Origin of the sequence: Blastococcus jejuensis (genome assembly GCF_039534705.1) — a bacterium.
Taxonomy (GTDB): domain Bacteria; phylum Actinomycetota; class Actinomycetes; order Mycobacteriales; family Geodermatophilaceae; genus Blastococcus_B; species Blastococcus_B jejuensis.
Genome location: NZ_BAAAVV010000011.1, coordinates 22727 through 36230, shown reverse-complemented (window position 1 = coordinate 36230; position 13504 = coordinate 22727). Strand labels below are relative to the sequence as shown.

Sequence of the window (13504 nt, the reverse complement as noted above, 5' to 3'; positions counted from 1 at the left end):
CGGGCCACGCCGAGAGGTGCCGGATGTCCGCGCTGTCGCACGTCGCCGCCCCGACCGAGACCGACCTCGAGTTCGACCGCCAGGTCGACGCGCTGGTGGCCACCGGCCTGCCCGAGCGGCTCGACCTCGCCGACGGGTGCTTCCGCGCGTGGCTGGAGCCGCTGCGCGACCAGCTCCCGGCCGTCGGCACGCCGGGGGAGGGCATCCCGTTCGTCGTCGTGCTGCCCGACCTGCCCGTCGTCGACGTCCTCGCGACCGTGCACATGGTCGGCGGCGCCGGCTTCACGACCATGGAGCCCGACGACCTGGCCCGGTTCCGCCCGCTCCCCGAGCTCGACGTCCCCAGCGCGCCGTACCTGCTGCTCGACGTCGACCCGGGCCCCGACACGCTGAACCAGCCGCCGGTCGAGGCCCTGCCGCAGATCACCGCAGCGGGCCGGTCGCCGCTGACCATCGCCGAGGGGGTGTCCGTGCTGGTCTCCGACCCCGGCGTGCTGCGCTCCCGCAACTGCTTCTCGCTGCTCGGCTCCCGCGCCGGCGACAAGCGGGTGCCCGCCCTGTGGGTCAGCGCTCGCCGGCCCCGCCTCGGCTGGTGCTACCAGGGCGCGCCGCACACCTGGCTCGGATCGGCGTCCTGCGGCGGCCGGGTCGCCGAGCCACCCCGCGCGGTCTGACCGGGACCGAGCCGGTCGGTCGGGCACCACCTAAGCTCGGCGCGTGATGCTGCGGTGAGCGGTGAGATCCCCCAGCGCTCGCTGTTCACCAACGGCGGCGACCTCGGCCGCGCGATGGCCGCCCGCGACTGGGCGCAGACGCCGCTCGGTGCGCCGGACACGTGGCCGGCCGGGCTGCGCAGCGCCGTCCGGATCGTGCTCACGTCCCGGTTCTCCATGTGGGCGGCGTGGGGCCCTGAGCTCGTCGCCTTCTACAACGACGCGTACATGCGCGACACGCTGCAGGCCAAGCACCCGTGGGCCCTCGGCCGGCCGGCCCGCGAGATGTGGGCCGAGATCTGGGACGACATCGGTCCCCGCATCCAGTCGGTGCTCGACACCGGCGTGGCCACCTGGGACGAGGACCTGCTGCTCTTCCTCGAGCGCAGCGGCTACGCCGAGGAGACCTACCACACCTTCTCCTACAGCCCGCTCGACGGCGACGACGGCCGTACCGAGGGGATGTTGTGCGTCGTCACCGAGAACACCCAGCGGGTCGTGGGCGAGCGGCGCATGGCGAACCTGCGGGACCTGGCGGCGGCGATCGCCGACACCCGCACGGAGGCCGACGTGCTCGCCGCGGTCGCCGCCCAGCTCGGTCACAACCTGGCCGATCTCCCGTTCAGCGTCACGTACCTGTTCGACGAGGCCGGGACCGCCCGGCTGGGCAGCGCGGCCGGCATCGAGCCGGGGTCCGCGGCGGTCCCGCGCACCCTCGCCGCTGACGATCCGCACCCGACGTGGCCGCTCGACCGGCTGCTCGCCGGCGAGCTGGTGCTGCTCGACGACCTGGGCGACCGGTTCGCCGACCTGCCCACCGGCGCCTGGCAGCAGCCGCCCACGCAGGCGGCGGCCGTGCCCGTCGTGTCCGCCGCGCAGGGGCGGAGCCGGGTGTCGGGCTTCCTCGTGGTCGGGCTCAACCCGCACCGCCGCTGGGACGACGCCTACCGGGGCTTCCTCGAGCTCGTGGCCGGCCAGATCGCCTCCGGCCTGGTCAACGCCGGCAGCTACGAGGCCGAGCGCCGCCGGGCCGAGGCGCTGGCCGAGCTCGACCGGGCCAAGACCGACTTCTTCAGCAACGTCAGCCACGAGTTCCGGACCCCGCTGACGCTCATCATGGGGCCGATCGCCGAGCTGCGGGCGACGCCGGAGCTGACCGCGGAGCCACGGGTCCGCGAGGAGCTCGAGGTCATCGAGCGCAACGCGCTGCGCCTGGGCAAGCTGGTCAACACGCTGCTGGACTTCTCCCGGCTCCAGGCGGGCCGGATCGACGCCCGGTTCGAGCCCGTCGACCTGGCCGAGGCCACCGCCGAGCTCGCCAGCGTCTTCCGCTCCGCCGTCGACCGGGCGGGCCTGACGTTCACCGTCGACTGCGCCCCGCTGGACCAACCGGTGCACATCGACCGGGACATGTGGGAGAAGGTCGTCCTCAACCTGCTGTCCAACGCGCTGAAGTTCACCTTCACCGGCGGCATCACCGTCCGGCTGCGCCAGGTCGAGGGCCGCGCCCAGCTCACGGTCACCGACACCGGCACGGGCATCCCGGCGGCCGAGCTGCCCCGGCTGTTCGAGCGGTTCCACCGGGTCGCCAACGCGCGCAGCCGGTCGGGCGAGGGCAGCGGCATCGGCCTGGCGATGGTCCGCGAGCTGGTGACCCTGCACGGCGGCACGATCGAGGCGCAGAGCGCGCCCGACGTCGGGACGACGTTCACCGTCACCATCCCGTTCGGCACGGCGCACCTGCCGGCCGATCGCCTGGCACAGCCCGCGCCGGGGGCGCCGGCCGTGTCCGCGGGCGCGGCACCGTTCGTGGCCGAGGCGCTGCGGTGGCTGCCGGCCGCCGGGCAGGAGGACGCGACCGCCGCGGGCACCGCTCCGGTGAGCGCGGCCGGCGGCGGATCGGGCAGGGTGCTGGTCGCCGACGACAACGCGGACATGCGGGAGTACCTGCAGCGGCTGCTCACGCCTCACTACAGCGTGGCGAGCGTGTCGGACGGGCGGGCTGCCCTCGAGGCGGCACTCACCGATCCGCCCGACCTGCTGATCAGCGACGTCATGATGCCGGGGCTCGACGGCATGCAGTTGCTGGCCGCCCTGCGCGGCGACGTCCGGACCGCCCGCGTGCCGGTGGTGCTGCTCTCGGCGCGGGCCGGCCAGGCCGCGGCCGTCGAGGGGCTGGCCGCCGGTGCCGACGACTACCTCGTGAAGCCGTTCTCGGCGCAGGAACTGCTGGCCCGTGTGAGCGCGCACCTCACCCTGGGCCGGGCCCGGCGGGCGGCCGAGGAGCGGTTCACCGCCATGGCCGACCTCGCGCCGGCACTCATCTGGGTGGCCGACCCCGACGGGGGCCGCATCTTCGTGAACCAGGGCTGGTCGCAGTTCACCGGCCGGCCCGTCGCCGCGGAGCTCGACCGCGGCTGGGAGGAGCGGCTGCACCCCGAGGACGCGCCCCGCTACCTCGCGGTCGTCGGTGCGGCCGCCGAGCGGCGCGAGGGCTGGGAGGTGGAGTTCCGGCTCCGGCGCAGTGACGGCGCCTACCACTGGCTGCTCGAGCGGGCGGTGCCGATCGGGTCGGGCGCGGACTTCGCTGGGTTCGTCGGCAGCTGCACCGACATCAACGCCCGCTTCCGCGAGACCGAGCGGCAGATGCTGCTGGCCGAGGTCGGCGCCGTGCTCGACCGGGCGACCGGTGTCGAGGAGCAGATGACGGCCCTGTCCCGCCTCGTCGTCGATCGCCGGCTGGCCGAGATCTGCGGGGTCACGCTGGTGGGGGACGACGGCCGGCTGCGCGTCGCCGGCATCGCCGCCCCCGACGCGGCGACCGAGCAGGCCCTGCTGGCGATGGACCCGCACGACGGGCTCGGGCCGGCCGCGGTGGCCACCGGGCGGTCGGTGGTGCAGGTGCTGCCCGACACCCACCCGGCGGCCGGCGACTCCACCGACACGCATCCGGTCGCGGTCCGGTCGGCGATGGCCGTCCCGCTGAGCGTCCGTGGCCGAGTGCTCGCCGTCCTCGGTCTGGGCCGGCGCGGCGACGCGCCGCCGTACAACGACGACGACCGCGACCTCGTCGAGGAGCTGGCGGCACGCGCCGCGCTCGCCGTCGACAACGCGATGCTGCTGGCCGAGGAGCGCGCCGCCGCCCGCCGGCTGGCGCTGCTCCAGCAGGCCACGGCCGAGCTCTCGGCGGCCACCACACCGCTCGAGGTGGGGGCGGCCGCCGCCGGGCACATCCGCCAGCTGACCGGGCCCGACAGCCGCGTCGGGGTCTACGAGCTCGACGCGTCCCACCGGGCGCTGATCGCGCTCACGATCAGCGGGGGCACCGAGGAGGGGCAGCGGTTGTGGGGCAGCATCCCGCTCGGTGCCCCCCTCGCCGTCACCGCCGCGGTCACCGAGCGCCGGCCGCTGTGGATCGAGGACCTGGCCGACCGTCCGGCGGGTCCGCGGCCGCTGGCCCCCGAGCTGGTGGCGTCGCTGCGCGCCTACGGGCTGGCCGCCACCGTCGCGCTGCCGCTCACCGTCGCCGGCCGCGTGGTCGGCGTCATCGGGATCGGGTTCTCCTCGGTGCAGCGGTTCACCCCGACCGAGCGCGCCATGCTGCTGGCGGTGGCCGAGCAGTGCGCGCAGGCCCTCGACCGTGCCCGGCTGTACCGGGCCGAGCAGGGCATCGCCGAGACGCTGCAGCGCAGCCTGCTGCCCGCCCGGCTGCCCGACGTCGAACGGCTGGCGCTGGCGGCGCGGTACGTGCCGGGAGCGGAGGGCACCCAGGCCGGCGGTGACTGGTACGACGTCGTGGAGCTGGACGACGACCGCGTGGCGATCGCGGTCGGCGACGTGGTCGGGCAGGGACCGGCCGCCGCCGCCGTCATGGGTCAGCTGCGCAGCGCCCTGTCGACCGCGCTGCTCCAGGGCTGCGCGCCGGCCGAGGCGCTGGAGTTGCTGGACCGCTTCGCCGCGCGGCTGCCCGGCGCCCTGGCCTCCACCGCCGCCTGCCTGATCGTCGACGCGCCGGCCGGCACGGTGCGCTGGGCCGCGGCGGGGCATCCTCCGGCGCTGCTGGTGTCGACGAGCGGGGCGTCGCGTTTCCTCGACGGGGTCGGCTCCGGCGCCGTCCTCGGGGCACCCGGCCGCGCGCCGTACACGGAGGGCTCGGCCGAGATCGAGCCCGGCACCACCCTGCTGCTCTATACCGACGGCCTCGTCGAACGGCGAGGGGAGCTGCTCGACGAGGGCCTGGCCCGGGTCCGGTCCGTCGCCGCGCGGCACGCCGCCGCCGACCCGGTCCGGCTCACCGGCCGGTTGCTCAGCGACGTGCTCGCCGACACCGACCAGCCCGACGACGTCGCCGTCATCGCCGCCCGCCTGCTGCCCGACCCGCTGGCCGAGCGGATGCCTGCCGACCCGGCCCGGCTCGCCGTCGTGCGCCGCGCGGTGTCGGCCTGGGCGAGCGCGACGGGCCTCCCCGCCGAGCTGGCCGAGGACCTCCAGCTGGCCCTGGGGGAGGCGCTGGCCAACGCCGTCGAGCACGCCTACACCGACGGCGGGACCGGCGAGTGCGAATACCGGGTCGCGCGGGTCCGCGACGGCGGCGTGCACGTCGAGGTCGTCGACACCGGCACCTGGCGACCGCCACCCGAGGACCGCGGCTTCCGGGGTCGTGGCCTGGAGCTGATCTCGGCGCTCGCCCAGGACGTCGAGGTCGCCCACGGCGAGGACACCGCCAGGGGGTCCGGGACGCGCGTGCGATTCCGCTTCCCACCCGTGACGGTCGACCCCGGCGCCGCGGACACTCCGGGCCGACCGCCGGCGCCTCCCGTGCGGTCCTACGACGACGAGGAGCCGGCCCGGCTCGTGGCGGAGGAGGAGGCCGGCGGCCTGCGCCTGACCGTCAGCGGCGAGCTGGACGCGGCGACCGCCGGTCCGATCGGCGAGCAACTCCTCCGCGCGCTGGGGGAGCTGCCCCCCGGCGTCGCCGTCGTCCTGGACCTGCGCCCGACCACCTACCTGGCCAGCGCGGGGGTGGGTGTGGTCCTCCAGGCCCGGGCGCAGGCGGCCGCCGGAGGCCTGCCGTTCCACGTGCGCACGGCCGTGGGCACGGTCCCCCACCGGATCCTCGGACTGGCCGGGCTGGCGGAGCTGCTGGCTCCCCACGGAGCCACCCGCGGCGGTGGGCGCCACGGGTCCGCCCCGGTGACAGGGTCATAGGGCCCATGGCCCAGAATGGCTTCTCCGGCCGGAGGTCACCGGCCTCGAACAGCTAGAGGGGCGGGTGAACAGCACGGCTCCGGACCGCCCGTTCCCGGCCCATCCCGCGCTCCGGAACGCCGCCGCGCCCGCGCCGACCGGCCACGGCCACGCCGCCTCGGTCGTCGGTAGCGACGCGGAGCTGCTCGCGACGGCGCTGCCGTTCCTCGAGGCAGGCCTCCGCGAAGGCGATCTCGTGGTGCTCGCGTGCCCCGACGACACGACGGCGCTCATCTGCGAGGCGCTCGGGGAGCAGGCCACCCGGGTGGAGTCCGAAAAGCGGATCACCCTGCTCGGGTCCCGCGCCCCGGACGCGCTCACGATGTGCCGCCGCTACCTCGAGCGGGCCTCGGCCGGCGGCACCGGTCGGCTCCGGGTGGTCGCCGGCATCGACTTCGGCAGCGACCCCGCCGACTGGCACGAGGGGCAGCGCTTCGAGTCCGTCTACAACCGGCTGCTGGGTGACGCCCCGGCGTCCGCGATCTGCCTGTACGACCGGCGCCGGCTGCCCGACCAGGTGATCGACAGCGCCCCCGCGACGCACCCGGTGCTCGTGCGGGGCGCGGAGTGGTCGGTCAGCGCCGCGTTCCAGGACCCGGTGCGCTACGTCCCGTCGCTGCCGATCCCGCGGGAGCCCGCCGAGGACGGTGCGCCGCTGTTCGTCGTCGAGGACGCCCGATCGCTGCCGGGGCTGCGCCACCAGCTCGGCGCGGTGCTCGCGGCGCGGGTGCCCGACCGGGACCAACGCGAAGACCTCCACCTCGCGGCCGCGGAGATCGCGGCGAACGCGTTCCGCCACGGGGTCCCGCCGGTGGGCGCCCGGGTCTGGGCCGACGGTGCCACCGTGGTGTGCGCGATCTCCGACCGCGGCACCTCCTGGGGCGACCCGTTCTCGGGGTTCCTGCCCGCACACGGGTTCGACCTCTCCCACGGCGGGATGGGCCTGTGGCTGGCGCGCAAGCTGTGGGACCACGTCGACGTGCTGCCCGGCCCCGACGGGCTCACCGTGCGGCTCAGCTCCCGCCTGCGCTGACGCCGGCTCCGGGGCGATGAGGCCCACGACGTTCTCACCTGCCTTGACGGGCGGAATGTCTCACTGCTGAGGTATCCCGGTGATCGTGGTGACGGCAGCGGGTGGTCGCACCGGCACCGCCGTCGTCGCGTCGCTGCGGCGGCAGGGGTGTGCGGTGCGGGCCGTCGTCGGCACGGCACGGCCGCACCCCGACCTCGACGAGCTCGGTGCCGCCGTAGTCGCCGCCGAGCTCACCGACGTCGAGGCCATGGCCCCGCTGCTGGCCGGCGCCGAGGCGCTCTACCTGATCTGGCCCAACTTCGATCCACACGAGGCGACCGGCGCGACGGCGTTGTGGGGTGCGGCCCGGGCCGTCGGCGTGCCGAGGGTCGTCTACCACTCCGTGCTGCGCCCGCAGGCCCGGTCGATGCCGCACCACGCGGCGAAGGACAGGGTGGAGGAGGCGCTCGACGCCAGCGGCCTGGCCTGGCGGGTGCTTCAGCCCTGCGCCTACGCCGACAACCTGGACGCGACGCTGCCCGACGCCGTGGCGAGCGGCCGGTTCCGGTCGGCCTGGGGATTGGCGCACGGTCAGTCGCTGGTCGACCTGCGGGACGTCGCCGACGCGGCCGCGGTGCTGCTCACCGAGGACGGTCTGGACGGCGGCACCTTCGAGGCCGCCGGTCCCGAGTCGCTGACCGCCGGCCGGATCGCCGAGCTGCTCGCGGAGCGGACCGGCCGCCCGGTCACCGCCGTCGACGCCGTCCCGGACGGCCCGGTCCCGCCGGTCGAGGAGTACGCCGCCCGGTGCGCCCGCACCATGTTCGACCACTACCGGGCGCACGGCTTCACGGGCAGCCCGCGCGTCCTCACGGCGCTGCTCGGACGGGCGCCGCGCACGTACGCCGAGCACCTCGCCGACCTGCCGCTGCCGGGACCGGGTGCGACCGGAGCCCTACGGTGAGCGACGTGGAGGACGCCGTCGACCAGATCCTGGAGCAGTGGGAACGGGAGCGGCCCGATCTCGACTGCTCGCCGATGGGCGTCATCGGCCGCATCTCCCAGCTCCAGCGGGAGGTCTTCTTCGCCCAGCGCGCCACGTTCGCCCGGCACGGCCTCGACGCGCCGTCCTTCGACGTGCTCGCCGCGCTGCGCCGGGCCGGGCCGCCGTACCAGCTCACCCCCACCGCTCTCATGCGCACGGCGCTGGTGACCTCCGGCGCGATCACCCAGCGGCTGGACCGGCTGGAGGAGCGCGGCCTGATCACCCGCGAGCGCAGCGAGGCCGACGGGCGGGCCGTCGTGGTCACGCTCACCGCCGTCGGCAAGCAGGCCCTGGACGCGGCGCTGCCCGACCACCTGGAGACCGAGCACCAGCTGCTCGACGGGCTGTCGGCGGCCGAGCGGGACCAGCTGGCCGACCTGCTGCGCCGGCTGCTGGTCGCCCGGGGCCGGATCCCCCAGCAGCCCTGAGCGATCCCCCAGCAGCCCTGAGCGGTCCCAGCCCTGAGCGTCAGCCCAGCGGCGGCAGGTCACCCGGCCGCAGGTCGCGGCGTACCCGCACGTACCGCAGCGGGTGCCGGAACACGCCCGCCTGCAGTGCGGCGTCGGCGCTCACCTCGACGACGACGTCCGGGACCACCCTGGTCAGCGGCACCGACAGCCGGCCACCGCCGAACCGGCCGGTGCCGATGCGGTCGGGCCACGGGTGGTCGGACCCGGCCGGCGCCAGAACGGCGGCCAGCTCGGCCGACTGGGCGGGGGACAGCGGGCTGCTCCGCCCCACGACGACCAGTTCGCCGTCGCGGTAGCGACCGGCCACCAGCTGGCTGGGCCGGTCGATGGTGCCGATGACCCCGCCGGCGAGCACCTCGGTGGTCTCCCAGGACTTCACCTTGAGCCACTCGCGGCGGCCCGGGGCGTAGCGGGTGCCGGCCCCCTTGGCGACCAGCCCCTCCACCCCGGCCGCCCGGAAGTCGGCGAACCAGCGGCGGGCCTCGTCGCGGTCTGTGGTGGCGGGGGAGAGCTGCATCGGGGGCGCCCACCGGGCGGCGACGTCCTCCAGCGCCGCCCGGCGGCGCGACAGGCGCTCGTCGCGCAGGTCCTGCCCGCCGGCGGCGAGCAGGTCGAACGCGACGTACGAGGCGGGGTGCGCGCGCACCTGCGCGCGGATCCGGCTCGCCGCGGTGACCATGCGCTGCTGGAGGAGGCCGAAGTCGAGCCGGTCGCCGTTCCAGATGACCACCTCGCCGTCGATGACCGTGCCGGGCGGCACCTGGGCCAGCGCTGCGGCGGCGACGTCGGGGAAGCGGTCGGTCAGCTCACGGCCCTGCTTGGACCACAGGCGGGTGCCCGCGCCGGTGCGGACCACGACCAGCCGGTACCCGTCCCACTTCGGCTCGTACACGCAGCCCCCGGGCAGCGCCGACGGCGGCGGGATCGCCCGCACGGGCTTGGCGAGCTCCACCGCGACCGGCCCGGCGAGCTCGGGCGGGAGGCCCGGGAGTCTCTGCAGGCCACGGGGGGTGGAAGGCACCGGGACAGCCTGCCGGGGCCGGTCGGCGCGTGCAGCACGTGCTGTCGCGCCGTCACCCGATCGAGCCGGACGGGCCACGGAGCGCGGTGTCACCATGGATCCCGTGACCGAGCGCAAGCCCACCGGCATGTCGTTCGAGACGTGGGTGGACCTGCAGATCGCCCAGGGCATGGCCCGCGGCGACTTCGACGACCTGCCCGGGGCCGGCAAACCCCTGCCCCGGCGTGACCCGGAGGAGACCGCCTACGACTGGGTGCTCGAGAAGGCGCGCAAGGAGGACCTCGACCTCGCGGGGATGCTGCCGCCGGGGATGCGCCTGCGCCGGGAGCGCGACCTGCTGCCGACGGTCGTGACCGGCCTGGCCACGGAGGCGGCGGTGCGGGTACTGGCCGAGGACTACAACCGCCGCGTGGAGGAGTTCTGGCGGCGGCCGCAGCTCACCCCGGACGCCGTCCCCGGCCTGGCCGACGTCGACGCGCTCGTGGCCGAGTGGCGGCGCAGCCGGCCCCCTCCCGCGCCGGAGCCGCCCCCGGCGCCCGAGCCGACGCGGGGCCGGTGGTGGCGGCGCCGCTCCGTGGGGGGCCGTCAGCCGCCGGGCCGGACGAGGCCGGACTCGTAGCCCAGGACGACGGCCTGCACGCGGTCGCGCAGGTCCAGCTTCGCCAGCACGTGGGCGACGTGGCTCTTGACCGTGGTCTCCGAGAGCACCAGGTCGGCGGCGATCTCGGCGTTGGACCGTCCCCGGGCGAGGCCGGTGAACACGTCGAGCTCGCGCGGCGTGAGCCGGCGCAGGGACTCGGGCACCCCCGAGCCCGGCGGCGGGCGCCGGACCCAGTCCTCGATGAGCCGGCGGGTCAGCGCCGGGTCCAGCAGCGCGGAGCCGTCGGCGACGGTGCGGACGGCGTGCAGCAGCGCCGCCCGCGGCGAGTCCTTGAGCAGGAAGCCGGCCGCGCCGGCGCGCATGGCGGCGTAGAGGTACTCGTCCTCGCCGAACGTGGTCAGGACGAGCACCCGGGGGCCCGGGCGCCCGCCGCGGAGCAGCTGCTCGGTGGCCTGCAGCCCGTCCATCACCGGCATCCGGATGTCCATCAGGACGACGTCGGGCCGGTGCTCGGCCGCCGACCGCAGCGCCGCCCGCCCGTCGCCGGCCTCGGCCACCACGTCGATGTCGTCCTGCGCGTCGAGGATCATCCGCAGGCCCTCGCGGACCATGGCCTGGTCGTCGGCGATCAGCACCCTGATCGTCACCGGGCGCTCACCTCGAGGGGGAGGACGGCGACGACCGCGAATCCGCCCCCGGCTGCGGGGCCGGTGGTGACGGTGCCGCCGTACAGCGCGGCCCGCTCGCGCATGCCGATCACGCCGTGTCCCGGGCGGTCGCCGGGGCCCGGCCCGCGGCCGTCGTCGGTGATCTCCACCCGCAGCTCGGTGGTGCCGTACCCGAGTCGCACGCACGCATGGCGGGCGGAGGCGTGCCGCCGCACGTTGGTCAGCGCCTCCTGGACGATCCGGTAGGCGGCGAGCTCGACCCCGAGCGGCAGGTCCACCGGAGTGCCCTCCGTGGCGAGGTCCACGCGGAGGCCCACGTCCGCGGCCTCCTGCACCAGCTCGGGCAGCCGTCGCAGTGACGGCTGGGGGGCGGTGGAGGGCGTCGCGTCGGCGGGGGTCCGCAGGACGCCGAGCAACCGGCGCATCTCTCCCAGCGCCTCCCGGCCGGTCTCCTGAACCCGCCGCAGCGGCACCCCGGCCGCCTCCGGCGAGCGGCCCAGCATCTCCTCGGCCGCCTCCGCCTGCACCACCATGAGGCTCAAGCCGTGCGCGACGACGTCGTGCAGCTCCCGGGCGATGCGGGCGCGCTCGTCGGCCGCGGCCACCTCCGCCTCCCGCTGCAGCTCCGTCTCCAGCGCCCTGGCCCGGTCCTCCGCGGCGGAGAGGCGCTGGGCCCGCTGCCGCACGAGCGCACCCAGCGCGCCCGCGGCGCCGAAGTAGACCAGCGGGTAGACGAACTCGAACGGCTCGATCGGGTCGGCCCGGGCCTGCAGCACGGTGACGGCGGAGATCGCGATCGCGAGCAGCCCCAGTCCGGCGGCCATGTGCCCCGGCCGAGCCTCCCGCACGAGCGTGTAGACGCAGATCATCGTCGCGACGAAGGAGGCGAAGGTGGCCGGCGCCCCGTCGGCGACGAGCACCTGCCCGACGATGCCGGCCGCGACAACCACCGTGACCGCCAGCGGGGCACGCCGCCGGACGGCCAGCGGCAGGACCGATGCGAGCGCGCAGACGGTCAGCAGCGTGGGGTCGCCGGGCGGCGGCTCGGACACCAGCTGCACGACCGAGAGAACGCCGAGAAGCACGGGGACGGCGACGTCGAGCACCGGTTGCAGCGATGCCCCACGGACGGCGACCACGGCCACGACCCCTCCTTCCCGTTCGTCCGTGCAGCGTGCCGTGCCGCGAGCCCCGCGCACCACCTCCCGGAGGACCGGGTCCCTCCTCCGGGCGGAGGAGACGGTCACCGCGCCCGGACGGCGACGGCGCTGCGGTGGTCGCGGCAGCGTCTGTCCATCGGCCCGCGGGGCCGCACCGACGCAAGACATCGACACAGGAGGAGACATGGAACTCGCATCGTTGCTGCGACCGCTGGGGCTCGTGGCCGGGCCGGCGGTGGTCGTTGCGTTCGGCCTGTTCGTCGTCGGCATCGTCACCGTCGGGGAGGACGCCCTGGACGGCACCGTGCTGGCGACCGCCTCATCGGCCGCCATGCTGGTCGCGCTCGTCGCGATCGGGGCGGTGGCCCTCGCCGCGCTGGCCCGCCTGCGGGAGGCCGGCCGCGCCGTGGCGGGCAGTGCCGTCGCGGTCCTCGGGTCGGTGCTCGTCGCCGGCGGGTCCTGGGCCGCGCTCTTCGTGATCTCGGCGCTGGCCCAGGAAGCGCCGGAGGCGCTCGAGGCGGACCTGGTCACCACCGTCATCGGGTTCATCGCGTCCTACGCGGTCTTCGCCGTCGGCTGGGCGTGGACCGGGATCGCGCTGCTGCGGGCCGGGCTGGTGCCGACGTGGCTGGGCGTCGCCACGGCGGTGGCGGGGGTCATCGCCTTCGTGCCCTCGCCGGAGCCCTTCCGGGTCCTGTTCATCGGCGTCGCGGCGTCCCTGCTGGCCCGCCGCCTGGCGGCTCCCGCGGCCTCCCCGGTGCGGGTCCCGGCATCGGCGTCCGCCTGACCTCAGGCCGCCGGCGCCGGGACCCCCCGGCGCCGGCGCCGCTCGAGGAGGGTGATCCCGCCGTACACGACCACGAAGATCGCGACCGGCCCGGCGATCGCCGCGGTCTGCCCCCAGAACTCCTGGTCGCCGCTCTCCGCCGCCTGCTCGGCGCGGAGGGCGGCCTGTTCTGCCACCGCGGTCTGCAGGTCGGTGATGTCCGTGGGCGCGGCGAGCAGGTCCCGGGCCCAGTCGTTGAGCGGACGGACGGTCGTGGCCCGCAGCGCGAACCAGGACCCGGTCGGGGCGTCCTCGACGAGCAGGTCGGTCGGAGCCACGTCTGCCAGCGTGGCGCCGAGCGCGGTGTCGCCGGAGTAGCCCTGCAGTTGCGCGTCCCCACCGTCGGGCTTCCACACCCAGATCACGCCGAGCACGTCGTCGCCGCGCAGGACGGTGGCGATCCAGGAGCCGGTGCTGACCACCGGCTCGGTGGTCTCCCTCCCGGCGACGAAGGGCAGCGTGAACATGAAGATCTCGTGGACGTGGTCGGTCCGGACGTCTCCCGAGAAGTCGGCCTCCACCCCGAAGGCGCCCGCCTGCGCCTGACGCAGCGCCGTGCCGGCGAAGGCCGCGCCGACGTCCGGGGGGACGTGCGGCGTCGGTGCCGCCGATGCCGGCCCCACCGCGGTGAGGACGGCGACGCAGGCGACCAGGAACCCCAGCGCAGTCGTGCTCCGTGCCCGGGAGGTCATCGGCGGCCGCCTTGGTGGTGGGGGCGGCCAGCATCCAGCCCGGGACCTG

11 protein-coding genes are annotated in these 13504 nt (G+C 76.0%); 7 read left to right on the top strand and 4 right to left on the bottom strand.

Annotation, left to right across the window (positions count from 1 at the left end; all coding sequences use genetic code 11):
- Positions 1-23 precede the first annotated feature (23 nt).
- The 5 genes from ABD644_RS18385 (at position 24) to ABD644_RS18365 (ending at position 8445) form a co-directional block, all read left to right on the top strand.
- The gene (locus ABD644_RS18385) at positions 24-674 is read left to right on the top strand and encodes a DUF5701 family protein (protein ID WP_344690471.1); all 651 of its coding nucleotides are present in this window, start codon (positions 24-26) and stop codon (positions 672-674) included.
- A gap of 54 nt (positions 675-728) precedes the next feature.
- Positions 729-5921 (top strand): SpoIIE family protein phosphatase, encoded by a 5193-nt coding sequence (locus tag ABD644_RS18380; RefSeq protein WP_344690470.1) that lies wholly within the window; start codon positions 729-731, stop codon positions 5919-5921.
- A gap of 64 nt (positions 5922-5985) precedes the next feature.
- Complete coding sequence (locus tag ABD644_RS18375; protein ID WP_344690469.1) at positions 5986-6993, top strand: anti-sigma factor RsbA family regulatory protein; 1008 nt, start codon at positions 5986-5988, stop codon at positions 6991-6993.
- Between the two features lie 85 nt (positions 6994-7078).
- Positions 7079-7936 (top strand): SDR family oxidoreductase, encoded by an 858-nt coding sequence (locus ABD644_RS18370; protein ID WP_344690468.1) that lies wholly within the window; start codon positions 7079-7081, stop codon positions 7934-7936.
- Entirely contained in the window at positions 7933-8445 is a 513-nt protein-coding gene (locus ABD644_RS18365; RefSeq protein WP_344690467.1) for a MarR family winged helix-turn-helix transcriptional regulator, read from the top strand. The genes ABD644_RS18370 and ABD644_RS18365 overlap by 4 nt, the downstream gene beginning before the upstream one ends.
- 40 nt (positions 8446-8485) lie before the next feature.
- On the opposite strand, the gene ABD644_RS18360 is transcribed toward ABD644_RS18365, so the two are convergent.
- A complete protein-coding gene (locus tag ABD644_RS18360) occupies positions 8486-9508 on the bottom strand; it encodes an ATP-dependent DNA ligase (protein ID WP_344690466.1) in 1023 nt (340 codons plus the stop codon).
- A 103-nt stretch (positions 9509-9611) separates the two neighbouring features.
- Between ABD644_RS18360 and ABD644_RS18355 the strand changes: the two genes are divergently transcribed.
- Complete coding sequence (locus ABD644_RS18355) at positions 9612-10127, top strand: DnaJ family domain-containing protein (protein ID WP_344690464.1); 516 nt, start codon at positions 9612-9614, stop codon at positions 10125-10127.
- Here the strand turns inward: ABD644_RS18355 and ABD644_RS18350 are convergent.
- Both ABD644_RS18350 and ABD644_RS18345 read right to left on the bottom strand, forming a co-directional pair.
- Positions 10094-10756, bottom strand: a complete 663-nt coding sequence (locus tag ABD644_RS18350) for a response regulator transcription factor (RefSeq protein ID WP_344690463.1) — start codon at positions 10754-10756, stop codon at positions 10094-10096. The two genes, ABD644_RS18355 and ABD644_RS18350, sit on opposite strands and share 34 nt — an antisense overlap.
- Entirely contained in the window at positions 10753-11922 is a 1170-nt protein-coding gene (locus ABD644_RS18345) for a sensor histidine kinase (protein ID WP_344690462.1), read from the bottom strand. Before ABD644_RS18345 ends, ABD644_RS18350 begins: the two co-directional genes overlap by 4 nt.
- 199 nt (positions 11923-12121) lie before the next feature.
- Between ABD644_RS18345 and ABD644_RS18340 the strand changes: the two genes are divergently transcribed.
- Positions 12122-12724 carry a hypothetical protein gene (locus ABD644_RS18340; protein ID WP_344690461.1) on the top strand — a complete coding sequence of 201 codons (603 nt, stop codon included), beginning with the start codon at positions 12122-12124 and terminating at the stop codon, positions 12722-12724.
- Between the two features lie 2 nt (positions 12725-12726).
- On the opposite strand, the gene ABD644_RS18335 is transcribed toward ABD644_RS18340, so the two are convergent.
- Complete coding sequence (locus ABD644_RS18335) at positions 12727-13455, bottom strand: hypothetical protein (protein ID WP_344690459.1); 729 nt, start codon at positions 13453-13455, stop codon at positions 12727-12729.
- Positions 13456-13504: the final 49 nt, after the last annotated feature.

Bases quoted from the DNA above. Each gene is read 5' to 3' on its own strand.
- ABD644_RS18385 (WP_344690471.1), top strand. From the start codon at position 24: ATGTCCGCGCTGTCGCACGTCGCCGCCCCGACCGAGACCGACCTCGAG.
- ABD644_RS18340 (WP_344690461.1), top strand. From the start codon at position 12,122: ATGGAACTCGCATCGTTGCTGCGACCGCTGGGGCTCGTGGCCGGGCCG.
- ABD644_RS18335 (WP_344690459.1), bottom strand. From the start codon at position 13,455: ATGACCTCCCGGGCACGGAGCACGACTGCGCTGGGGTTCCTGGTCGCC.